A 22,804-nucleotide genomic window follows, 5' to 3' on the forward strand; every position below is an offset into this window, starting at 1 on the left:
GCGGCGGCAGGACCGGTCAGCCCGCCTTGCTGCTCAGGAAGAGGTCCCGGCCGTCCTTCGTGACGGCGAAGGCGCCGTCGGCACGGATCTCCAGGACGGCGCCTCCCTCGGGGTATCCCGTGTTGGTGGCCCACACCGGCTTGTCGTCGGCGGTGTAGACGACGAGGTTGCCGTCCTCCTGGAACACCGCCTTGTAGTTCTCGCCGGAGGTGCGCGACGCCCAGACGGGCTGGTTGTCCTCGTCGTAGGAGACGAGGTTGCCGTCCTCCTGCATGAGCAGTTTCCCGTGCGCGGCCTGCAGGAACTCACCGGCCTGCAGGGTCCGCCGCGGCTGGACCGTCAGCGTCTGGGGGAGCGCGGGGTCCGGGCTGGTCCGGAAGAGGTCCGTGCCGTTCCTCGCCACGGCGACGACGCCGTCGGCGCGCAGTTCGAGGACCGCTCCTGCTTCCCGGGACTGCGTGTTGGTGGCCCAGACCGTCTTTCCGCCGGCGTCCTGGACGACGAGGTTGCCGTCCTCCTGGAACACCGCCTTGTAGTTCTCGCCGGAGGTGCCGGACGCCCAGACCTGTCTGCCGTTCTCGTCGGAGGCGGCGAGACCGCCGCTGTCCAGCATGGTCAGTTTCACGTGCGCGGCCTCGAGGGACTGGCCCGCCTCCAGGGTCCGCGGGGCCTTGACCGTCAGCGACTGCGGCAGGCGCCCCTCCGCCGCCGGCTTCTTGCCCGCGCCCCGGTCGGAGGCGTTGCGGCTCGCGGACGACTGCGGGCTCTTGGCCTCGGCGTCCGATCCGGAACCCTGCAGGGCGAGCACCGTGGCCGCCACGACGGCGACGGCGGCCACGGCGCCGGCGGCGACGAGCGGCTTGCGGCGGCGCCAGACCGGTCCCGTGCCGTGCGCGGGCGCGGCGGGCGGGCCGTCCTGCGGCGGGGACGGCATGTACCGGGTCTGCACAGCGGTCGCCGGGGCCGGCGCCGGGGTGGTGGGTGCTCCGGACGGGGCAGGCGTGGTGACGCCGACCCTGGTGGGCGCGTGCGGTGACACGGGCGCGGCCGGTACGGGTGTGGCCGGCGCGGGCGGAGCCTGCACGGTGGGGGAGGCGGCCGCCGTGTCCGAGGCGGAGGCCAGGGCGATGATCCGCTGGTAGGCCGGATGCCGCACGATGTCGGTCTCGCTGTCGCAGAGTTCCACGATGCGCTGCGGTTCGGGACGCCGCGCCGGGTCCTTGTGCCCGCACAGGGCGATCAGTTCGGCCATCTCGGCGGGAACCCCGTCGAGGTCCATCTCCTCGTGGACGGTGCGGTAGGAGACGGTGGCCAGGGGGCCCTGGCCGTACGGGGCACGGCCGGTGAGGCAGTAGGCCATGGTCACGCCGAGTGCGAACACGTCGGACGGCGGTCCGGCCTCGCCGCGGGTGAGGGTCTCCGGGGCCATGAAGCCGGGGGTGCCGATGGCGGTGCCCACCTGCGTGATGTTCGCCATCTCGTCGCTGCGGGCGATCCCGAAGTCGATGAGCTGGGGGCCGGTGGCCGAGAGGATGACGTTCTGCGGCTTGATGTCGCGGTGCAGCACCCCGTGCACATGGACGTCGGCGAGCCCTTCGGCCAGCGCGGCCAGCACGGCGCGGCCGAGGTCGACCGGGAAGGGCCCCGAGGCCCCGACCGCGTCGGCCAGGGTCGGGCCGGGCACGTACTCGGTCGCCATCCAGAACGGCGGGGTGTCCACCTCGGCGTCGATGAGCGCCGCCGTGAACGCGTTGCGGACGGTGCCCAGCGTCTCCACCTCGCGGCGGAAGCGCTGCAGCGCCGCCGGGTCGTGCTGGAGATGGGCGTTGATGACCTTGACCGCGGCGGGCCGGCCCCCGGGGGTCCGGCCGAGGTAGACGCTCCCCATGCCGCCGGAACCGAGCCGGCCGATCAGTCGGTAGCGACCCATGTTCGTCGGGTCGGAATTCTGCAACGGGTGCACCTCACGCGCCTTCCAGGCAGTCGAGACTCAGGCGTCCGTGGTGACGGGTCTCGTGTCCAGGACTCTCCGCGGCGGGATGACGGTTCCGGTGCCGGTGTGGGTTCCCTCGGTCCGCCCCGAGAACGAAGAATACCGCGCTCGCACCCCACTGCCCTTGGCTCCGGCTCCAGTTGGACGTGGGTGCATACACGTGCACCGGGTGTGGTCTTGTCCGTACCGTGAGTGCCCATGAATCATACGATCATGGGGCCGGGCGCCAGGGTCGGGCGCCGGGCCCGGGCGGGTGCTCGACCGGTGAAAGATTGCATAAACGTGCAACGATACGTATAGTCATGCTCTCTAGGAGGAGGGTTCCATGGTGGTACGTGCGGCGGTGGCCGGAGCGAGCGGGTATGCGGGCGGGGAACTGCTGCGCCTGCTCCTGGTGCACCCCGAGGTCGAGATCGGTGCCCTGACCGGCAACTCCAACGCCGGACAGCGGCTCGGCGCCCTGCAGCCGCACCTGCTGCCGCTGGCCGGCCGCGTGCTGGAGGAGACCACCGCGGAGGTCCTCGCCGGACACGACGTCGTCTTCCTCGCCCTGCCCCACGGGCAGTCCGCCGCCGTCGCGGAGCAGCTCGGCCCGGACGTCCTCGTCGTCGACATGGGCGCCGACTTCCGGCTCAAGGACCCGGCCGACTGGGAGCGGTTCTACGGCTCGGCGCACGCCGGGACCTGGCCCTACGGCCTCCCCGAACTGCCGGGTGCCCGTACCGCGCTGGAGGGGTCCAGGCGCATCGCGGTGCCCGGCTGCTACCCGACGGCCGTCACGCTGGCGCTGGTCCCCGCCTACACGGCCGGCCTCGCCGAGAACGAGGCCGTCGTCGTCGCCGCGTCCGGCACGTCCGGCGCCGGCAAGTCCCCCAAGACGCATCTGCTCGGCAGCGAGGTCATGGGCTCCATGTCCCCGTACGGCGTCGGCGGCGGCCATCGGCACACCCCCGAGATGATCCAGAACCTCGGCGCGGTCGCGGACGGACCCGTCACCGTGTCCTTCACCCCGACCCTCGCCCCGATGTCCCGCGGCATCCTCGCCACCTGCAGCGCCAGGGCGAAGCCCGGCACCACCGCGCAGGCCGTGCGGGCCGCCTACGAGAAGGCCTACGCCGACGAACCGTTCGTCCACCTGCTGCCCGAGGGCCAGTGGCCGGCGACCGCGTCCGTCCACGGTTCCAACGCCGTTCAGGTGCAGGTCGCGTACGACGCCGCCGCGGGGCGCATCATCGCGATCAGCGCCATCGACAACCTGACCAAGGGCACCGCGGGCGGTGCCGTCCAGAGCATGAACATCGCCCTCGGGCTCGACGAGGCCACCGGGCTTTCCACGATCGGAGTCGCACCGTGAGTGTCACGGCAGCCAAGGGGTTCACGGCGGCCGGCGTCGCCGCCGGGATCAAACAGAACGGCAACCCGGACCTGGCCCTCGTGGTCAACAACGGGCCCCGCCTCGCCGCCGCGGGCGTCTTCACCTCCAACCGGGTGAAGGCCGCACCGGTGCTGTGGTCGGAGCAGGTCCTGAAGGGCGGCGAGCTGACCGCCGTCGTCCTCAACTCCGGTGGCGCCAACGCCTGTACGGGTCCGAAGGGCTTCCAGGACACCCACGCCACCGCGGAGAAGGTCGCCGACTCCCTCAACAGCGCCGGCCTCGACGACACGGGCGGTCACTCCCCGGGCGGGATCGCCGTCTGCTCCACGGGCCTCATCGGCATCCTCCTGCCGATGGACAAGCTGCTGCCGGGCATCGACAAGGCCGTCGCCCAGCTCGGCCCGCACGGCGGCGAGAAGGCCGCCATCGCCATCAAGACCACCGACACCGTCCACAAGACCGCGGTCGCCCAGGGCGACGGCTGGACCGTCGGCGGCATGGCCAAGGGCGCGGGCATGCTCGCCCCCGGCCTCGCCACCATGCTGGTCGTCCTCACCACGGACGCCGACGTCGACAGCGACACCCTCGACAAGGCGCTGCGGGCGGCCACCAGGGTCACCTTCGACCGCGTCGACTCCGACGGCTGCATGTCGACGAACGACACCGTGCTGCTGCTCGCCTCCGGCGCCTCGCAGGTCACCCCCGAGTACGCGGAGTTCGCCGAGGCCGTACGGTCCGTCTGCGACGACCTCGGCCAGCAGCTGATCCGGGACGCCGAGGGCGCCGGCAAGGACATCAGGATCGAGGTCGTGAACGCGGCCAGCGAGGACGACGCCGTCGAGGTCGGCCGCTCCATCGCCCGCAACAACCTCCTCAAGTGCGCCATCCACGGCGAGGACCCCAACTGGGGCCGCGTGCTCTCCGCCATCGGCACCACGTCCGCCGCCTTCGAGCCCGACCTGCTGAACGTCGCCATCAACGGCGTCTGGGTCTGCAAGAACGGTTCTGTGGGCGAGGACCGCGACACGGTCGACATGCGCTACCGGGAGGTCCACATCGTCGCCGACCTCGCCGCCGGCGACGAGACCGCCACCATCTGGACCAACGACCTCACCGCGGACTACGTGCACGAGAACAGCGCGTACTCCTCATGAGCACCACGCGCAAGCACACCGCACTGCCCAAGGCCCAGATCCTCATCGAGGCGCTGCCCTGGCTGACCCGGCACAACGGGAAGACGGTCGTCGTCAAGTTCGGCGGCAACGCCATGATCGACGAGGACCTGAAGGCCGCCTTCGCACAGGACGTCGTCTTCCTGCGCCAGGCCGGCCTCAAGCCCGTCGTCGTGCACGGCGGCGGCCCGCAGATCAGCGCGGCCCTGGACCGGTACGGCATCGTCAGCGAGTTCAAGGCGGGCCTGCGGGTTACCACCGAGGACGCCATGGACGTCGTACGCATGGTGCTCGCCGGGCAGGTCCAGCGTGAACTCGTCGGGCTGCTCAACCAGCACGGTCCGCTCGCCGTGGGACTCACCGGCGAGGACGCGCACACCATCACCGCCACCAAGCACCAGCCGCGGATCGACGGCGAGTTCGTCGACATCGGACGGGTGGGCGAGATCACCGCGATCGACACGGGCGCGATCGAGGCACTGCTCGCCGACGGCCGCATCCCGGTCGTCTCCTCGATCGCCCGTAGCCAGGACGACGGACATGTCTACAACGTCAATGCTGATACGGCGGCTGCGGCACTCGCTGCGGCGCTGGGCGCCGAGACCCTGATGGTCCTCACCGACGTCGAGGGCCTCTACGAGGACTGGCCCAACTCCGACGAGGTCATCAGCCGGCTCACCGCGAAGGAGCTGGAGAAGCTGCTGCCCGAGCTGGCCAGCGGCATGGTGCCCAAGATGGAGGGCTGTCTGCACGCCGTGCGCAACGGGGTGAACACCGCCCGCGTGATCGACGGCCGGGTCCAGCACTCGATCCTGCTGGAGATCTTCACCGACGAGGGCATCGGCACGATGGTCGTGCCCGATGCGGAGGGGGACGCTGACGCATGACCGCCAACGAGGAACTCACCCGGCGCTGGCAGGGCGCGCTCATGGACAACTACGGCACCCCGCGGCTGCCGCTCGTCCGCGGCGCCGGCACCAGACTGTGGGACGCCGACGGCACCGAGTACCTGGACTTCGTCGGCGGGATCGCGGTCAACGCGCTCGGCCACGCCCACCCGGCGATCGTCGAGGCCGTCAGCCGCCAGATCGCCTCCCTCGGCCACGTCTCCAACCTCTTCGTCGCCGAACCGCCCGTCGCGCTCGCCGAGCGGCTGCTCCAGCTCTTCGGGCGGGAGGGCCGCGTCTACTTCTGCAACTCGGGCGCCGAGGCCAACGAGGGCGCCTTCAAGATCGGCCGGCTGACCGGCCGCGCCCACATGGTGGCGACCGACGGCGGCTTCCACGGCCGCACCATGGGCGCCCTCGCGCTCACCGGCCAGCCGGGCAAGCGGGACCCGTTCCTGCCGCTGCCCGGCGACGTCACGCACGTGCCGTACGGGGACCCGCAGGCGCTGGCCGCCGCCGTCACCGAGGACACCGCGCTGGTCGTCATCGAGCCGGTCCAGGGCGAGAACGGCGTGGTCGTGCCGCCCCCCGGCTACCTCAAGGCGGCCCGTGCCATCACCGCCGCCACCGGCAGCCTCCTCGTCCTGGACGAGGTGCAGACCGGGGTCGGCCGGACCGGTCACTGGTTCGAGTACCAGGCGCACGAGGGCGTCCTGCCGGACGTCGTCACGCTGGCCAAGGGCCTCGGCGGCGGCCTGCCGCTCGGCGCGACCGTCGCCTTCGGGCGCGCGGCCCGGTTGCTCGGGCCCGGGCACCACGGCACGACGTTCGGCGGCAACCCCGTCGCCTGCGCCGCCGGACTCGCGGTCCTCGACACCATCGAGGGCGAGGGCCTGCTGGAGAACGTGAAGCGGTCCGGCGAGAGGCTCCGGGAGGGCGTCGAATCGCTCGGCCACCCGCTGGTCGACCATGTCCGGGGCGCGGGCCTCCTCCTGGGTATCGTGCTCACCGAGCCGCTCGCGCCCCGCGTGCAACAGGCGGCTCAGGACGCCGGTCTCCTGGTGAACGCGCCCGCCCCCGATGTCGTACGGCTGATGCCGCCCCTCAACATCGGCGCGGACGAGGTGGACACGTTCCTCCGGGCCCTGCCCGGTGTCCTCGACGCGGTGACCGGCGGGGCGACCGACGGGCACGGACGGACCGGGGAGTGACCGGGGAATGAGACGACGATGAGCCAGGCGCAGGAGCACGACCACGACCACGCGGGACCCGCCGTCCCGCAGACCCGCACCGCACGCCACCGCCGGATCGTGGACATCCTCAACCGGCAGCCGGTGCGTTCGCAGAGCCAGCTGGCGAAGCTCCTCGGCGACGACGGGCTGAACGTCACGCAGGCGACGCTCTCCAGGGACCTGGACGAGCTGAACGCGGTGAAGATCCGCAACAACGACGGCGACCTCATCTACGCGGTGCCCAGCGAAGGGGGTTTCCGGACGCCCCGGGTCCCGCTGGGGGAGTCGGCCAAGGAGGAGCGGATGCGGCGGCTGTCCTCGGAGCTCCTGATCTCCGCGGAGGCTTCGGCGAACCTGGTGGTCCTGCGGACGCCGCCGGGGGCCGCCCAGTTCCTCGCCTCGGCCATCGACCAGGCGGAGTTGCAGGACATCCTGGGGACGATCGCGGGCGACGACACGCTGCTGCTGATCAGCCGGGATCCCACGGGTGGGCAGGCCCTGGCGGACCACTTGCTGCGGCTGGCCCAGAACCACCACCACTGAGGTGGGGTGCGGGTCCCTTTTCCGGGTGCGGGTACGTGGGGGTTGCTCGCGCAGTTCCCCGCGCCCCTCAAGGGCGAAAGACCGGGGCGCAGCCCCGTCTTTCAGGGGCGCGGGGAACTGCGCGACCGGCCACGACGTACCCGCACCCGAGGACGAGACCCGGCTCAGCCCAGCCGGTCGGCCAGACCCCCCGTCCACCTGACCTCGTCGCCCGCCGTGATGAGCAGGGCCTCCGTGTCCGGGAGGGACTCCAGCCAGGCGAGGGCCTGCCGGGAGCCCATCGCGAAGGCCGCCGTCGCCCACGCGTCCGCCCAGGTGATCCGGGGGCCGACGACGGTCACCGCGACCAGGTCCGTGACCGCGGTGTGGCCCGTGCGCGGATCCATGATGTGCGTACCCCGTTCGGCGGAGCCCGACGTGGCCACGGCGAGCCGGTCGGCGCCGGCCGCGGAGACCACGGCGGCCAGAGCGCCCGGGCGCAGCGGGTCGGACACGCCGACCCGCCAGGGCCGGTGCGGCCCCGGCACACCGAACATCTGCACGTCGCCGCCGCCGTTCACGCTCACCCCGGTCGCCCCGGCCCCGACCAGCCGCTCGGCGGCGCGCTCGACGGACCAGCCCTTCACGATGCCGGTGGGGTCGACGCCGCCCGCATACCGCGAACTGAACCAGCCGTCGCTCAACCGCTCGGCCTCGGCGCACAGTTCGAGCACCTCGGCGACCTCCGGGTCGCACTCCTCCACGGTGAGCAGGCCGCGGGCCAGCCGGGAGATCTGGCTGTCCTCGCGGTAGGTGCTGAACACCGCGTCCACCACGTGGAGTTCGGCGACCGCCTCCGCCAACGCGGCCTGTACGGGACCCGGTTCGCCTCCTCGGACGTCGAAGGAGAAGACCGTGCCCATCACCTCCTCCGCGTGACGCACCGCGGGCGGCCCGGATCCGGCGGGGCCGGCGGAGTCGGTGGGTTCAGCGGGTCCGGACGGCCCGGTGGGTTCAGCCACCGGCCTGGTCCAGGGCCGACTGCAGGGACTCCTTGTAGCCGCCGCTGGTGTAGGTGGCGCCGGAGACGGCGTCGATGTCGGCGCTGCCTGCCGCGACCGCCGCCGCGTTCAGCTTCGGCACCGCGTCACCGCTGATCTGGTCGCTGCGACCGCCCTTGGGCTGCTGCACGGCCTCCGCCTCGGTGATCTTCCCGCCGGTCACGGTGACCCGTACCTGCACGGGGCCGTAGTCGGTCGTGACGGCCTTGCCGGTGACGGTCTTCGCCTGCGCGGCGCCCGCCCCCGACCCGCTCGCGTCCCCCGCACCGCTGCCGCTGTCCGACCCGCTGCCGCCGCCCGTACCGCCCGTACCGCTCGCGTCGGCCGCGCCGTCGCCGGGGGCGCCGGCCTGGTCCAGTGCCGACTGGAGGGACTTCTTGTAGCCGCCGCTGGTGTAGGTGGCGCCGGAGACGGCGTCGATGTCGGCGCTGCCGGCCGTGATCGCGGCCTTGTTGAGCTTCGGCACCGCGTCGGTACTGACCGTGGTGGAGCGCCCGCCGGTGGGGGCCTGCACGGCGGCGGCCGAGGTGATCTTCCCGCCGGCCACGGTGATGCGTACCTGGACGTTGCCGTAGTCGGTCTTGACGACGTCACCGGTGAGGGTCCGGGCCTGGTCGCCCGCGGCGGCCTGCGCGCCTCCGGAGCCCTGCGGAGCGACCGACTGCTGTTGCTGCGGCACGCCGCCGGCGGACGCCGCCGCCGGGTCCGACGCGGGCTTCAGCGCCAGCAGCAGGACGATCCCGGACACCGTGGCGGCACCGGCCAGCACGACGCGGCGCAGAGGGTGGCTCTTCTTCATCGGTCCGGACTCCCGTTTCTCACAGCTCGAAGGACTCGTGGTGGATGCGGCGGGCGGGAACGCCGGCGCCACGCAGTGCGGAGTACGCGCCCTCGGCGAAGCCGGGCGGCCCGCACAGGAACACGTCGTGCTCGTCGATGTCGGGCAGCTTCTGGCGCAGCGTGTCCGGGTTGATGTCGGGGCGTTCCCCGTCGGGGCTGTTCACCGCGTACATCAGCCGGGCCCCGCGCTCGTCGGCGATGGCCGACAGCTCGTCCCACAGCGCCAGGTCCTGGGTGCTGTTGGCCCGGTACAGCAGTGTCAGGTCGCCCCGCTCCGCCGGCAGCGTCTCGAACAGCGCGCGCATCGGGGTGATGCCCACGCCCCCCGCCATCAGCAGCACCTTGCCGCGGCTGCGCCGGGAGGCGGTCATCGCCCCGTACGGGCCCTCGGCCCACACCCGCGTGCCCCGCTTCAGCCCCTTCAGCGCGGTGCTGTGGTCGCCCAGCGCCTTGACGGTGATGCGCAGCAGCCCGGGGCGGGGCGCGGCCGACAGGGAGTACGGGTGCGAGCTGAGCCGCATGCCCGGTGCCAGGAACCGCCAGCGGAAGAACTGCCCCGGCTCGGCGCCGATCCGGTGCAGCCGCTCTCCGCTGATCAGCACGGAGACGATGCCGGGCGCCTCCTCGACGACCTCCTCGACCCGCATCCGGTGGCGCAGGTTCAGCCGGACCGGCGTGATCACCCGGTACCAGAGCGCCAGCGCGGTCACGGTCCCGTAGAGCGCGTACCAGGCCGTCGTCGCGGCGGGCTCGACGGCGAAGTCGTTGCCGGTGGACAGCTGGTGCCAGAACGACAGGTACACGGCCGCGTACGTGAGCAGGTGGATGTGGTACCAGGTGTCGTACGGGATCCTCCTGCGCAGCGCGCCCACCGAGATGAGGCCGATGAACAGCAGCAGGCCCGCGCCGACGGCCGCCTTGCCCATGTCGGGCAGGGTGGTGACCGAGTCGACGGTCTGCTGGACGACCCCCGTGTTCGCCTGGAGGGCGTAGCCGTACATCGTCAGTCCGATGTGGGCCAGCACCAGGCAGAGCGTGTAACGGCCGCTCATGGCGTGCCACCGGGCGACCCGGTCCGAGCCGACCCGGCGCTCCAGCGCGGGCACCCGGGCCATCTGCAGGACCACCAGGGCCATCAGGTATCCGGCCAGCAGACCGGTGATCCGGCCCGCGTTCAGGATCCGGCCCTTGTCGTCCGCGATGGCCGGCGTGTTGCTCCACCAGAGCCAGACGACTCCCGCCGCGCCCGCCCACACGGCGATCAGCAACGGGATGGCGGGGGAGCGGCGGGGGCGGATGCGGCGCATCGTCTGGCGCCGCGCGGCGCGACCGCCGGCGATCGTGCTCACGGTTCCTCCGTGGGGGACGCTGGGAAGGGAGTGGCCCCTTGGCCCACTGGTACGTCCCGGGACGGCCGTGTGTTCAACGGGTCGCCGGACGAGCCGTGATCTGCTGCGACCGGCGGTAACCCGACGTGGGCCCGAGCCCCTCGCGGGACCGCGCGCGGGTCAGTAGCGGGTGATCGCGGTCGGCCCGCCGTCCGTCCCGACGGCGATGTGCGGAGCGCGGCCCGGCTCGGCCCAGTCCAGGATGCGCCGCATGGCGTCCCGGGGCACGGAGACGCAGCCGGCCGTCGCCCCGGGCCCGTCGACGTGCAGGAAGATGCCCGCGCCCCGGCCCCGTACCGGCCGCTCGTAGTTGAAGCCGACGACGAGCGCGTACGCGTACTGCGTGCCGTACGCGATCAGGTGCTCGGACTCGGCGGCGCGGCAGTCGGCCGGACGCGGGTCGGTCCACCGGTTGTAGGAGCGGGAGGCGTTGTCCTGGCACCACCAGGAGGTCTGCCGCACCCGGCGGTACGGCATGGTCGTCCCCCGGGGCGCCGGCTCGATGCCGAAGGCGTACGGCAGGCCGTACAGGCCCGTGGGGGTGGTGTTCGTGCCCTGCTCGCGGGAGCCGCCCTCCACGAGTCCCCCGGCGCCGAAGCGCGCGGGCGCGGAACCGGCCCGCGCCCAGCGTCCGTCACGACGGCTCCACCAGGTGACCGTGCCGGTGGTCGAGGAGGTCCGGGGGGCCACGGCGGTGATGAGCAGGCTGCCACCGCCCGTGTCGGCCATCCGTTCCGGCAGCGGGGGCCGTTCGCCCGGAGCCGGGGCGGCGGCCGTCAGGAGGAGGGACGGAAGGAGGGACACGGACGCGAGGACGGCGGCTCCGGGGCGCATGCCTCAGACGCTACGGGGCGGCAGCGGCAACGGCAGCCCGGGCAGGCCGTCCAGGCTGGTCCCCACGTGGTCCTTCTTCTCGAAGTACGCGTTCAGCGAGACGTCGTCCTCGCGCGCGAAGCGCTTGGCGTGCAGGTCGCGGTCCTCGTCGTACGACATGAAGGGCACGGCGTAACCGCAGGTGTCCCGGACGAGGTCGGCCCGCACCACGACGACCGCCCGCAGGCCGTGCGGGTACGGGTCGATGTCCGGGAAGTGCGCGAGGAGTTCCCCGAACCGGGGGTCGTCACGGAAGACGGCCTCGCCCCGGCCGTGGACGCGGACGATGTTCGGCGGACCCTGGAAGGCGCACCACATCAGGGTGATCCGGCCGTTCTCCCGCAGGTGCGCGATCGTCTCGGCGTTGCTGCCGGCGAAGTCCAGGTAGGCGACGGTGAGGTCGTCGAGGACCGCGAACGAACCGGTCAGTCCCTTGGGCGAAAGATTGATCGTGCCGTCGCCCGACAGGGGCGCGGTGGCGGTGAAGAAGAGGGGCTGCGCCTCGATGAACTCGCGCAGGCGGCCGTCTATGCGTGCGTAGGTCTTTCCCATGTCCGGTGATTATCACCGAAAGTCTTTCGCCTGTCTAAGTATTTCTGGCCGGGTGTTCCCGGTGGGCGCCGGGACCCGCGGGCCTGGGGTGGCCCGCGGGTCCCGTTCGCCCCGGCCGGCGTGAGCGGAGCGCCCGTGGGGGGGGGATCACCGGGTACTGATCACGGCGTCACAACGTCACGGTCACTGGTTCAGCGTGCAGGGCGCGAGTTCTTCGAGGCCTTCGGGCTTGTCGGCGGTGCGGCCGATGGCGGTCTCGATGCGGTTGAGTACGGCGATGCGCTTGTCCTCGAGGGGGCCGAGGATGGCGTTCTGTACGAAGTTGGGTCCGCCCTGGCCGACGGTGTCGACGAGTCGTTTGTCGGCCTCGGCGATCTGGGTGTCCAGCAGGGCGAGGTTCCTGGTGACCTCGGCCTGCGCGGAGGCGGGGATCGCCGGCAGGCTCGACTCGACCTCGGGGCAGCTGACGGTGCCGACGGCGCCCGCGTCGCCGCCCGCGTCCTCGGCTCCGCCGGCGTCTTCTCCGTCACCGGCGTCGCCCGCGCCGGCCTCTTCCGTGGCGCCCTCGGCCGGTTCCGCCCCGGCCTCCTCGCCCGCCCCGGCCGCGCCGTCGGCGTTCAGCGTGCAGGGCGCGAGTTCTTCGAGGCCTTCGGGCTTGTCGGCGGTGCGGCCGATGGCGGTCTCGATGCGGTTGAGTACGGCGATGCGCTTGTCTTCGAGGGGGCCGAGGATGGCGTTCTGTACGAAGTTGGGTCCGCCCTGGCCGACGGTGTCGACGAGTCGTTTGTCGGCCTCGGCGATCTGGGTGTCCAGCAGGGCGAGGTTCCTGGTGACCTCGGCCTGCGCGGAGGCGGGGACCGCCGGCAGGCTGCCCTGTACCGCGGGGCAGTTGATCGTGCCCGGTGAGGCCGTCGTCCCGTCGTTGTCGTCGGACGTCTCCCCGGCGAGGGCGGAACCTGCGATCACCGCTCCGGACAGCGCCACCGCGGCGACACCGCCGATGATCGCCACGCGGCGCTTGTTGTACTTCGGAAGAGCCCTGGACATGGGGATGCCTCACTTGGGTCAGGGGTGGGTGTACAGACGCGGCGCCGGCGTTCGCGGTGGAATACGGGTAAGCGGTTTCTCGTGTTCAACGGGGGGCGGGATTTCCTCGCCGGGGTCTGCTGGATTGACGAATCATGCGAAGGTTTGCATAATCATGCATAGCAGTGAGTGTGCTGCGCCGAGGTCCGGCAGACGGCCCCGCGCGGGCCGTCGTGGGCTGACCGCGCAGTTCCCCGCGCCCCTGTCGGGGCGCCCTCTTTCCACCAGTTCTGAGGAGTGCAGCCAGTGAGCAGCAACAGCGGTGACGTACGGCTCTGGGGCGGCCGGTTCGCCGACGGTCCCGCCGAGGCCCTGGCGAAGCTGTCCGCGTCCGTCCACTTCGACTGGCGGCTGGCCCCCTACGACATCGCCGGTTCACGGGCCCACGCGCGCGTGCTGCACAAGGCGCACCTCCTCGACGACGACGAGCTGACCCGTATGCTCGCGGGCCTCGACCGGCTGGAGGCCGCCGTCGCGGACGGCTCCTTCGTCGGCACCGTGGCCGACGAGGACGTCCACACCGCCCTGGAGCGCGGTCTGCTGGAGCAGCTCGGCCCGGACCTCGGCGGCAAGCTGCGGGCCGGCCGCTCGCGCAACGACCAGGTGGCGACGCTCTTCCGGATGTACCTGCGCGACCACGCCCGGATCATCGGCGGCCTGATCGCCGAGCTCCAGGGCGCGCTCATCGGCCTCGCCGAGGCGCACCCGGACGTCGCGATGCCCGGCCGCACCCATCTCCAGCACGCCCAGCCCGTGCTGTTCGCCCACCACGTGCTGGCCCACGCGCAGGCCCTCTCCCGGGACGCCGAGCGCCTGCGGCAGTGGGACGAGCGGACCGCGGTGTCGCCGTACGGCTCCGGTGCGCTCGCGGGCAGCAGCCTCGGTCTGGACCCGGAGGCGGTCGCCAAGGACCTCGGCTTCGAGCACGGCAGCGTCGGCAACTCCATCGACGGCACGGCCTCCCGCGACTTCGCCGCCGAGTTCGCCTTCATCACCGCGATGATCGGTGTCAACCTCTCCCGGATCGCCGAGGAGGTCATCATCTGGAACACGAAGGAGTTCTCCTTCGTCACCCTCCACGATGCCTTCTCCACCGGCTCGTCGATCATGCCGCAGAAGAAGAACCCGGACATCGCGGAGCTGGCGCGCGGCAAGAGCGGGCGCCTGATCGGCAACCTCACCGGTCTGATGGCGACGCTCAAGGCGCTGCCCCTCGCCTACAACCGCGACCTCCAGGAGGACAAGGAGCCGGTCTTCGACTCCTGCGACCAGCTGGAGGTCCTGCTGCCGGCCTTCACCGGGATGATGGCCACGCTGACCGTCCACCGCGAGCGCATGGAGGAGCTGGCCCCGGCCGGGTTCTCGCTCGCCACCGACATCGCCGAGTGGCTGGTCAAGCAGGGGGTGCCGTTCCGGGTCGCGCACGAGGTCGCGGGCGAGTGCGTGAAGGCCGCCGAGGCGGACGGGGTGGAGCTCGACGGGCTCACCGACGAGCAGTTCGCGAAGATCTCCGTGCACCTCACGCCCGAGGTGCGGTCGGTCCTGAACGTGCCCGGGGCGCTCGCCTCCCGCGACGCCCGCGGCGGCACGGCGCCCAGCGCGGTCGCCGTCCAGCTGGCCGAGGTCACGTCGGACGTGGCGGCGCAGCGGGCGTGGTCGACGGCGAAGACCAAGCGGTAGGGCCGCGCCGCCGGGGGGACGGGGCCGCGGCCGATCGCAGGCGGCGGCTCCCGCCACGGCTGACCGCGCAGTTCCCCGCGCCCCCTCAGGGGCGAAAGACCGGGGCGCAGCCCCGTCTTTCAGGGGCGCGGGGAACTGCGCGACAAGCCACGACGCACCCGCACCCGCACCCGCCGACGCACCGTACGACCCGAGCCGGCCGAACCGGCCGAACCGGCCGGCCCCCGCCGCACCGCAGGCCGTCGGGATACGTTGGGCGGAGCCACACCGCAGCCGACCGACGGAGCCCACGATGCCCTTCGCCCGACTGGCGACAGCGACGACCCCCACCTGCCACCTGGGCCTCGGCCTCGCCGCGGTCGGCCGCCCCGGCTACCTCAACCTCGGCCGGGACCGCGACCTCGGAGAGGACCGCAGCGTCGAAGCGCTGCGCACCCGCACCCACGAACTCCTCGACGCCGCCTACGCCCAGGGCGTGCGCTACTTCGACGCCGCCCGCTCGTACGGCCGTTCGGAGGAGTTCCTGGCCGACTGGCTGAAGGCCCGCCCCGGCGTCGACGACATCGTCGTCGGCAGCAAGTGGGGCTACACCTACACCGCCGACTGGCGCACCGACGCCGAGACCCACGAGGTCAAGGACCACAGCCTCGCCACGTACGAGAGGCAGCGCGCCGAGAGCGCCGCACTGCTCGGCGACCGGCTCGACCTCTACCAGATCCACTCGGTGACCCCCGAGAGCCCGGCTCTCACCGACAAGGAACTGCACGCCGAACTGGCCGAGGCGGCCGCGCGGGGCCTGACCGTCGGCTTCTCCACCAGCGGCCCCGCCCAGGCCGACGCGATCCGTGCCGCGCTCGCCGTGACGGTGGGCGGCGAACCCCTCTTCCGGACCGTCCAGGCCACGTACAACGTCCTGGAAACCTCCGCGGGGCCCGCGCTCGCCGAGGCGCACGACGCCGGACTCACCGTGATCGTCAAGGAGGGCATGGCGAACGGCCGGCTCGCCGGTGCGCACGCCCCGGCCCCCGTACGCGCCCTCGCCGAGGAGGCGGGCCTCGGCGCCGACGCGGTCGCCCTAGCCTTCGTCCTGCGTCGGCCCTGGGCGGGCGTCGTCCTGTCCGGCGCCGCCACCGCCGCCCAGCTCGCGTCCAACCTGCACGCGGCGGTGGTCGACCTCGACGACGCCCGGACGGCCGCACTCGACGCACTGGCCGAGGAGCCGGGAGCGTACTGGGCACGACGCGGGCAGCTGCCCTGGCACTAGCCATGAGTCACTGACCGCAAGCTCCGCCCCCGACTCCCGACTCCCGACTCCCGACTCCCGGCCCCGACGTCGCGAAGGCTGCATCGACCCGCCGCCGGTGAGCTTCACATGCCCCCAGTGAGACATTACTGTCTCATATGGCTTACCCTCGTCTCATGGCTGTCGATCGTGAACACGTACTGCGCAGTGCGGCCGCCCTGCTGACGCGCCGGTCCACCGCGACCATGGACGAGGTCGCCAAGGCGGCCGGGATCAGCCGGGCGACGCTGCACCGTCAGTTCGCCGGCCGTGACGTCCTCGTGCGGGCGCTCGAAGAGCTCGGCATCCAGGAGTGCGAGGCCGCGCTGGACGCGGCCCGGCTGGACGACGGCACCGCCCGCGAGGCCGTACGCCGTCTCGTGCGCGAGTTCGAGGCCGCCGCCGGACTGCTCGCCTTCCTCTACACCGAGAACCAGCTCTTCGAGGACGGGGAGCCGAACGCGGGCTGGGCCCGGATCGACGCCCGCGTCGCCGCGCTGTTCCGGCGCGGCCAGCAGGGCGGCGAGTTCCGTATCGACCTGACCCCGGCCTGGCTCACCGAGGCCCTCTACGGACTCTTCGCCTCGGGGGCGTGGGCCGTGAGCGAGGGCCGGGTGGCGGCCAAGGACTTCCAGTACATGATCGTCGAGCTGCTGCTCGGCGGCGCACTACGGAGAGAGGAATCATGACCAGCACGGTGCGGCCGGCGTTCGAGGCGGAACCGGGGCGAAAGACGGAGGCGGAGAGGCGGCCGGGCCGCTGGCTCGCGCTGTCCGTCCTCGTGCTGGCCGTGCTCCTGGTGGCCGTCGACGCGACCGTCCTCGGTCTGGCGACCCCGTACATCAGCGAGGACCTGAAGCCCTCCGGTACGCAGCTGCTGTGGATCGGGGACGTCTACTCGTTCGTCATCGCCGGCCTGCTCGTCTCCATGGGCAGCCTCGGCGACCGGGTGGGCCGTAAGAAGCTGCTGCTCATCGGCTCGGTGGCGTTCGGACTGATATCCGTGCTCAACGCCTACGCGACCACGCCCGAGCTGATGATCGTGGCGCGGGCACTGCTCGGTGTCGCCGGTGCCACGCTGATGCCCGCCACCCTGGCGCTGATCCGCAACCTCTTCCACGACCCGCGCGAACGCAGCCTCGCCATCGGTATCTGGGGCGCCACCGCCTCGGCCGGCACCGCGGTCGGTCCCGTGGTCGGCGGCTTCCTGCTCGAACACTTCTGGTGGGGCTCGGTCTTCCTGATCAACCTGCCCGTGATGGCGGTCCTCGTCGTGGTCGGCGTGAAACTGCTGCCCGAGTCCCGCAACCCCGAGCCCGGCCCCTGGGACCTCGTCAGCGTGACGCTCTCCCTGGTCGGCATGGTCGGCATCGTGTACGGCGTCAAGGAGACCGCCTCGCACGGGCCCGGCGTGACGGCGGGCGCGGTGGCCCTGCTCGGCGCGGCCGCGCTGTACGGATTCGTGCGCCGCCAGCTCACGCTGCCCGTGCCGCTGCTGAACATGCGGCTGTTCCGCGACCGCGGCTTCTCCGGCGCGGTGCTGGCCGACCTGCTGACCATCCTCGGTCTGGCGGGCGTGGTCTTCTTCCTCTCCCAGTACCTGCAGCTCGTGCAGGGGCGCGGACCGTTGGAGGCCGGGCTCGCCGAACTGCCCGCGGCGGTGGGCGCGGTGGCGGCCGGCCTGGTCGCCGGAACGGTCGCCCGCCGGTACTCGGTGCGTGCCGTCGTGTCGGGCGGTCTGGCCGCGATCGGGCTCGCCCTGGGCGCGCTGACCGTGCTGGACCGCTCCACCGGCTACCCGCTGCTCGGCGCGGCCCTGCTGGTCGTGGGCGTCGGCGCGGGCCTCTCCTTCACCGTGACCGCCGACGTGATCCTCTCCAGCGTGCCCAAGGAGCAGGCGGGCGCCGCGTCCGCGGTCTCCGAGACGGCGTACGAGCTGGGGGCCGCCCTCGGCATCGCGCTGCTGGGCTCGGTCGTCACGGGCGTCTACGCGGGCTTCACGGCACCCGCGGGCACCCCGTCCGACATCGCCGACGCGGCCCACGAGTCCCTCGGCGGAGCGGTGGAGGCGTCCTCGGCGCTGTCCGCCCCCGAGCCCCTCCTGGACGCGGCCCGCACCGCCTTCGTCGACGGCGTCGCCCTGGCGGCGGGCCTGGGCGCGGTGGTCCTGCTGGCCGCGTCGGCGGCGGCGTGGGTGCTCCTGAGGGGCCGGAAGCTGTAGTCCCCGGAACTCACGGCGGAAGGTGCCGGGCCGGGTGGCTCCCGGCCCGGCCGGGCCCTTCCGGGCCGGTCCGTCCCGCTCCGCGGCGTGGGGTATTCCCGATCTTCCTGGGTACCCGCCTCCGCGGCGTATCGGTCCCGGCTCGCCAGGGGCAGTCGTCCCTTGATGCAGTGGGAGTGGGAATGAGGTTTCGCGAGTCGGTCCAGGGCAGGGCTTCCCGGATCTCCGCCGAGATACTGGGCGGGCGCTACCGGCTGGACGGTCTCCTCGGCTCGGGCGGTGCCGCGGACGTCCACCGGGGTTTCGACCTGCGGTTGAAACGGCCGGTGGCGGTCAAGGTCTTCCGGGCCGGCACCGGCTTCGACAGCGAGGAGACCCTGCACGGCGAAGCCATGATGCTGGCCCGGCTGGACCACCCCGGCCTCGTCACCGCCTACGACGCCGGCCAGCACGACGGGCGTGCCTTCCTGGTCATGCAGCTCGTCGAGGGAACCACACTGAGGAACCTCGTCGCCGAGGGTCCGCTGTCGCCCGGAGCGACCGCCGCGGTCGGTGCCGATCTCTCCCGGGCGCTGGCTCACGCGCACGACGGGGGGATCGTCCACCGGGACGTCAAGCCGTCCAACATCCTCCTGGACGGTTCCCGCCGCCCCTACCTGACCGACTTCGGCATCTCCCGGCTGCTCGACGCCACCACCCGCACCGTCACCGGCACGCTCGTCGGTACCGCCGCCTACCTCTCTCCCGAGCAGGTTCTCGGCCGGCCCGTGGGGCGGCCCGCCGACGTCTACGCCCTCGGCCTGGTGCTGCTGGAATGCCTCACCGGCAGACTCGAGTACGACGGCGGCCCCCTGGAGGCCGCGATCGCCCGGCTGCACCGCCGGCCCGTGATCCCGTCCTCCCTGCCGGAGCCCCTGTCCGTCCTGCTGAGGGACATGACGGCGCTGGACGAGCGGACCCGCCCGACGGCCCACGAGTGCGCGCGGACACTGACGGCGCTGGCCGGTGCCGTCCGCTTCGAGACCGTCCCCCCGGAGCCCGCCACGAGCCTCGTCGCTCCTCAGGAACCGCATGGACCGCGCGGCCCGCACGGACCGTCGCAGACGGCCGACCGCACGCATGTGAAGCCGTCGGTCCCCACGGACCGGACCGCCGGCCGCACCGTGCCCGCGCGGGGCCGCACCCTCGTGGCCGGCGCGACCGCGGCACTCGCCGTCGTCGTGGCGACCGCGTTCGCCGTCACCGACAACTCCGCACCACAGGGCGGTGACCGGAACGCGACGCGGACCACTCATTCCCCCTCGGCGAAGACGGACTCCGCCGATGGCGGCGGCGCGGGGGAGGAGGAGGCGGCGTCCTCCGCCGCGTCACCCGCGGACCACGGCGCCCCCGCCGGGACCCTCTCCGGCGACGCGGGACAGGGCGTGCGGCCCGGTCCCCGCAGCGCGAGCCCCCGGTCGGTCGGCGGGGCGACGGCGACGGCGGAACCCGCACCGAGCGACACGGACGCGCTCACCGCGGCGACCCAGGAGGGCGCGGCCACCGCGTATCCGTCCGGGCCGCCGGGTCAGGTGAAGCAGGCGGAGAAGGCCGAGAAGAGAGCGGAGAAAGCCGCGGAAAAGGCGGAGAAGGCCGCGGAGAAGGCGCAGCGGGGGAGGCCCGGGAAGACCGTCACGCAGGACTGACCGGCCGCCGTCACGGCCGGCGAACCGGTGAACCCGCGAGCCCCGGGGACGTCCCCGGGGCTCGCGGGTTCACGGAGTTACGCGGCCTTGGCCTTCGTGGCGTACATGTCCACGTACTCCTGCCCGGACAGCCGCATGACCTCGGCCATCACCGAGTCCGTCACGGCCCGCAGCACGTACCGGTCGCGGTCCATGCCCTCGTACCGGGAGAACTCCATGGCCTCGCCGAAGCGGACGGTGACCCGCCCGGGGCGGGGGAACCCGGAGCCGCCGGGCTGGATCTTGTCCGTGCCGATGATGGCGAACGGGACCACGGGCGCGCCGGTCATCATCGCCAGCCGGGCGATACCGGTGCGGCCGCGGTAGAGCCGGCCGTCGGGGGAGCGGGTGCCCTCGGGGTAGATGCTGAAGACCTTGCCCTCCTCCAGCACCCGACGGCCCGTCATCAGGGCCGCGACACCGCCGCGGCCGCCGTCCCGGTCGACCGGGATCATGCCGCAGCCGGTGAAGAACCAGGCCATCAGCCGTCCCTTGAGACCCTTGCCGGTGACGTACTCGTCCTTGCCGATGAAGAAGACCTGCCGGTCGCAGAAGAGCGGCATGATCATCGAGTCGATGAACGTGAGATGGTTGCCGGCCAGGATGACCGGGCCCGTGCCCGGGATGCGCTCCGCACCCTCCACCCGTGGGCGGAACATCAGGCGCATGATCGGTCCGAGCACTGCCTTGATGAGCGCGAAGCGGGACAACGGGCCCTCCGGTGTCAAGGGGTGGATGATAAGTCTCTGCAGGTGAGGACGATACTCGCGGGCGCGGGGGTCTCGCACATCGGGTTCACCGAGCGGATACCCAATGTTGACCCCCGTCCACCTGTGATGCCGTGGTGTCACACGGGTGTCACGCACGGGGAGCGGTTGTGACGAAGGGCGCACGCGCAGGCCCGGCCGGGCCTGGTCCGACGCCGTCCGCGGCCCGGTGGGACGGGCCGCGCGGGTCCCGCGCCTCCGTGAGGCGGCTGCTTCGCCGACTCCCCGACCCCGCGCGACACCCACCCTCACCCACGTGTTCCGTCCAAGGTCTCCCACCCGTCACCCGCCCCCGCCTACGATCGGTCCCGCTTTGACAGGTGCAGGGCAGTATGCGGAGGAGCGTTCATGGGCACGCAGGGGACACAGGGATCGAACGAAGGTCTGAACGGGATCACCCCGGGACGACGCGCGCTGCTCGGAGCCGCGGTACTCGGCGCCGGCGGAGCCGTCCTCGGACTGCCCGGCGTCGCGAGAGCCGGTGAGAACCACGGCGGCGGCTACAAGAGCCTGCCGAAGCCCACGATCGTCGGCCACCGCGGCGCCAGCGGCTACCGCCCGGAGCACACGCTCGCCTCGTACCAGCTCGCCCTCGACATGGGCGCGCACATCGTCGAGGCCGGCGACCTCGTACCGACCAGGGACGGCCATCTCGTCTGCCGCCACGAGCCCGAGATCGGCGGCACGACCGACGTCGCCGCGCACCCCGAGTTCGCGGACCGCAAGGTCACCAAGCTCCTCGACGGCGTCTCCACGACCGGCTGGTTCACGGAGGACTTCACGCTCGCCGAACTGAAGACCCTCCGCGCGAAGGAGCGCATCCCGGCCAACCGCCCGCACAACACGCTCTACGACGGCCACTTCGAGATCCCCACCTTCGAGGAGGTGCTGCGCTGGCGGGACGAGCAGAGCCGCAGGCGCGGCAAGCAGGTCTGGATCTATCCCGAGCTCAAGCACCCCACCTACTTCCGCAAGCTGGGCCTCGGCCTGGAGGAGCGGGTCGTCAAGGTGCTGCGCAGGCACGGCCTGGACGAGAGGAACTCGCCCGTCATCCTCCAGTCCTTCGAGCCGACCAGCGTGGAGCGCCTGAACAAGCTGGTGGACAACCCGCTCGTGGTGCTCCTGTCCGCCGCGAACACCCGCCCCTGGGACTTCGTGGAGACGGGCGACCCCCGTACGGTCGCCGACCTGGTGAAGCCGGCCGGCCTCAAGCAGATCGCCTCGTACGCGCAGGGCATCGGACCGACCCTCGACCTGGTCGTCCCGAGGGACGCGAGCGGCAACCTCACCACCCCGACCACCCTCGTCCGGGACGCGCACGCGGCGGGCCTGATCCTGCACCCGTACACGATGCGCAACGAGAACCCCTTCCTGCCCGCGAACTTCCGCAAGGGCACCGACCCGGACGCCTACGGCGACGCCTTCGGCGCCTTCAAGGCGTACTTCGCGACCGGCATCGACGGCGTCTTCACCGACAACCCGGACACCGGCGTGCTGGCCCGCGAGGAGTTCCTCAGGGGCTGAACCCGTCCGCGCACCGCGCGTCAACAGCCGGACCCCCGACCCCGGTTGGAGTGACGAACGGCCGCCCCGGCAACCTCGCGCCGGGGCGGCCGCGTCGTGCCGCACATGACCCACGACATGGTTGCCACGCTGCGCCCCCTGCTCGCCGCCGAGGCCTCGGCCGAGGCGTACGCCTCCGGGACCGAGCCCGGCGACCTCGAGCAGGCCGTCTGGGTGCGGCTCCTGGAACGCCTCGGCACGGACGGCCCGCCCGCCGACCCGGCCGCCTGGCTGCGCGGCGCCGTCCGCTCCGAGGCGCGCCGCGCCGGACGCACCGCGCGCATCGAACGGCCGTACGCGTCCGAGCCCGCGGACGACGGCAGACCCGGGCCCGAGCAACTGGCACTCGGCGCCGCCCGGCGCCGGGCCCTGCACGCCGCCGTACGACGGCTGCCGGGCCGCTGCCCGCGCCTCATGGCGGCCCTGCTGTCCCCCGAGGACCTCACCTACCGGGAGATCGCGGGGGAGTTGGGTATCTCACAGGGCAGTCTCGGTCCGGAACGTTCCAGATGCCTGGGATGTCTGCGCCGAATGCTCACGTCGGAGGTTGCGACGAGTGAACGGCGGGGATAGGAGTGAGGGACAA

At 72.5% G+C, this 22,804-nt stretch carries 20 protein-coding genes; 12 read left to right on the forward strand and 8 right to left on the reverse strand.

Going from position 1 to position 22,804, the window contains the following annotated elements; all coding sequences use genetic code 11:
- Positions 1 to 16 precede the first annotated feature (16 nt).
- Complete coding sequence (locus tag QFZ75_RS31505; protein ID WP_307542320.1) at positions 17 to 1,930, reverse strand: protein kinase; 1,914 nt, start codon at positions 1,928 to 1,930, stop codon at positions 17 to 19.
- 388 nt (positions 1,931 to 2,318) lie between these two features.
- Between QFZ75_RS31505 and argC the strand changes: the two genes are divergently transcribed.
- From argC to QFZ75_RS31530, 5 genes are read left to right on the forward strand one after another with little or no spacing between them, the layout of a single operon-like run.
- Positions 2,319 to 3,347, forward strand: coding sequence for an N-acetyl-gamma-glutamyl-phosphate reductase (gene argC, locus QFZ75_RS31510; RefSeq protein WP_307542323.1), 1,029 nt, complete (start codon positions 2,319 to 2,321; stop codon positions 3,345 to 3,347).
- Positions 3,344 to 4,522, forward strand: a complete 1,179-nt coding sequence (argJ, locus tag QFZ75_RS31515) for a bifunctional glutamate N-acetyltransferase/amino-acid acetyltransferase ArgJ (protein ID WP_307542325.1) — start codon at positions 3,344 to 3,346, stop codon at positions 4,520 to 4,522. The genes argC and argJ overlap by 4 nt, the downstream gene beginning before the upstream one ends.
- Entirely contained in the window at positions 4,519 to 5,427 is a 909-nt protein-coding gene (gene argB, locus QFZ75_RS31520; RefSeq protein WP_307542328.1) for an acetylglutamate kinase, read from the forward strand. The genes argJ and argB overlap by 4 nt, the downstream gene beginning before the upstream one ends.
- On the forward strand, positions 5,424 to 6,638 hold the full coding sequence (locus QFZ75_RS31525) for an acetylornithine transaminase (protein ID WP_307542330.1): 1,215 nt from the start codon (positions 5,424 to 5,426) through the stop codon (positions 6,636 to 6,638). Before argB ends, QFZ75_RS31525 begins: the two co-directional genes overlap by 4 nt.
- 18 nt (positions 6,639 to 6,656) lie before the next feature.
- Positions 6,657 to 7,202 (forward strand): arginine repressor, encoded by a 546-nt coding sequence (locus QFZ75_RS31530; RefSeq protein ID WP_307542332.1) that lies wholly within the window; start codon positions 6,657 to 6,659, stop codon positions 7,200 to 7,202.
- Between the two features lie 164 nt (positions 7,203 to 7,366).
- Here the strand turns inward: QFZ75_RS31530 and QFZ75_RS31535 are convergent, their stop codons facing one another.
- From QFZ75_RS31535 to QFZ75_RS31560, 6 genes are all read right to left on the reverse strand, one after another.
- On the reverse strand, positions 7,367 to 8,104 hold the full coding sequence (locus QFZ75_RS31535) for an FAD:protein FMN transferase (protein ID WP_307544922.1): 738 nt from the start codon (positions 8,102 to 8,104) through the stop codon (positions 7,367 to 7,369).
- A gap of 91 nt (positions 8,105 to 8,195) precedes the next feature.
- Positions 8,196 to 9,041, reverse strand: a complete 846-nt coding sequence (locus QFZ75_RS31540; protein WP_307542334.1) for an FMN-binding protein — start codon at positions 9,039 to 9,041, stop codon at positions 8,196 to 8,198.
- Between the two features lie 19 nt (positions 9,042 to 9,060).
- The gene (locus tag QFZ75_RS31545) at positions 9,061 to 10,389 is read right to left on the reverse strand and encodes a ferredoxin reductase family protein (RefSeq protein WP_307544923.1); all 1,329 of its coding nucleotides are present in this window, start codon (positions 10,387 to 10,389) and stop codon (positions 9,061 to 9,063) included.
- Between the two features lie 201 nt (positions 10,390 to 10,590).
- Positions 10,591 to 11,304, reverse strand: a complete 714-nt coding sequence (locus QFZ75_RS31550) for a L,D-transpeptidase (RefSeq protein ID WP_307542336.1) — start codon at positions 11,302 to 11,304, stop codon at positions 10,591 to 10,593.
- A 3-nt stretch (positions 11,305 to 11,307) separates the two neighbouring features.
- Positions 11,308 to 11,895 carry a pyridoxamine 5'-phosphate oxidase family protein gene (locus tag QFZ75_RS31555; protein ID WP_307542338.1) on the reverse strand — a complete coding sequence of 196 codons (588 nt, stop codon included), beginning with the start codon at positions 11,893 to 11,895 and terminating at the stop codon, positions 11,308 to 11,310.
- Between the two features lie 183 nt (positions 11,896 to 12,078).
- Positions 12,079 to 12,942: a hypothetical protein gene (locus QFZ75_RS31560; RefSeq protein ID WP_307542340.1), complete on the reverse strand. Its 864-nt coding sequence runs from the start codon at positions 12,940 to 12,942 to the stop codon at positions 12,079 to 12,081.
- 285 nt (positions 12,943 to 13,227) lie between these two features.
- On the opposite strand from QFZ75_RS31560, the gene argH reads away from it, so the two are divergent.
- From argH to QFZ75_RS31585, 5 genes are all read left to right on the forward strand, one after another.
- Complete coding sequence (gene argH, locus QFZ75_RS31565; RefSeq protein WP_307542342.1) at positions 13,228 to 14,661, forward strand: argininosuccinate lyase; 1,434 nt, start codon at positions 13,228 to 13,230, stop codon at positions 14,659 to 14,661.
- A 292-nt stretch (positions 14,662 to 14,953) separates the two neighbouring features.
- Positions 14,954 to 15,925 carry an aldo/keto reductase gene (locus QFZ75_RS31570; RefSeq protein WP_307542344.1) on the forward strand — a complete coding sequence of 324 codons (972 nt, stop codon included), beginning with the start codon at positions 14,954 to 14,956 and terminating at the stop codon, positions 15,923 to 15,925.
- Between the two features lie 155 nt (positions 15,926 to 16,080).
- Positions 16,081 to 16,632, forward strand: a complete 552-nt coding sequence (locus QFZ75_RS31575; RefSeq protein ID WP_307542346.1) for a TetR/AcrR family transcriptional regulator — start codon at positions 16,081 to 16,083, stop codon at positions 16,630 to 16,632.
- The gene (locus tag QFZ75_RS31580; RefSeq protein ID WP_307542348.1) at positions 16,629 to 18,164 is read left to right on the forward strand and encodes an MFS transporter; all 1,536 of its coding nucleotides are present in this window, start codon (positions 16,629 to 16,631) and stop codon (positions 18,162 to 18,164) included. The genes QFZ75_RS31575 and QFZ75_RS31580 overlap by 4 nt, the downstream gene beginning before the upstream one ends.
- Positions 18,165 to 18,346: 182 nt before the next feature.
- On the forward strand, positions 18,347 to 19,849 hold the full coding sequence (locus QFZ75_RS31585) for a serine/threonine-protein kinase (RefSeq protein WP_307542349.1): 1,503 nt from the start codon (positions 18,347 to 18,349) through the stop codon (positions 19,847 to 19,849).
- A 77-nt stretch (positions 19,850 to 19,926) separates the two neighbouring features.
- Here the strand turns inward: QFZ75_RS31585 and QFZ75_RS31590 are convergent, their stop codons facing one another.
- Entirely contained in the window at positions 19,927 to 20,616 is a 690-nt protein-coding gene (locus tag QFZ75_RS31590; RefSeq protein ID WP_307542351.1) for a 1-acyl-sn-glycerol-3-phosphate acyltransferase, read from the reverse strand.
- Between the two features lie 387 nt (positions 20,617 to 21,003).
- On the opposite strand from QFZ75_RS31590, the gene QFZ75_RS31595 reads away from it, so the two are divergent.
- Positions 21,004 to 22,179, forward strand: coding sequence for a glycerophosphodiester phosphodiesterase (locus QFZ75_RS31595; RefSeq protein WP_307542353.1), 1,176 nt, complete (start codon positions 21,004 to 21,006; stop codon positions 22,177 to 22,179).
- 105 nt (positions 22,180 to 22,284) lie between these two features.
- Entirely contained in the window at positions 22,285 to 22,791 is a 507-nt protein-coding gene (locus QFZ75_RS31600) for an RNA polymerase sigma factor (protein WP_307542355.1), read from the forward strand.
- Positions 22,792 to 22,804 lie beyond the last annotated feature (13 nt).

Source organism: Streptomyces sp. V3I8 (genome assembly GCF_030817535.1).
GTDB lineage: Bacteria > Actinomycetota > Actinomycetes > Streptomycetales > Streptomycetaceae > Streptomyces.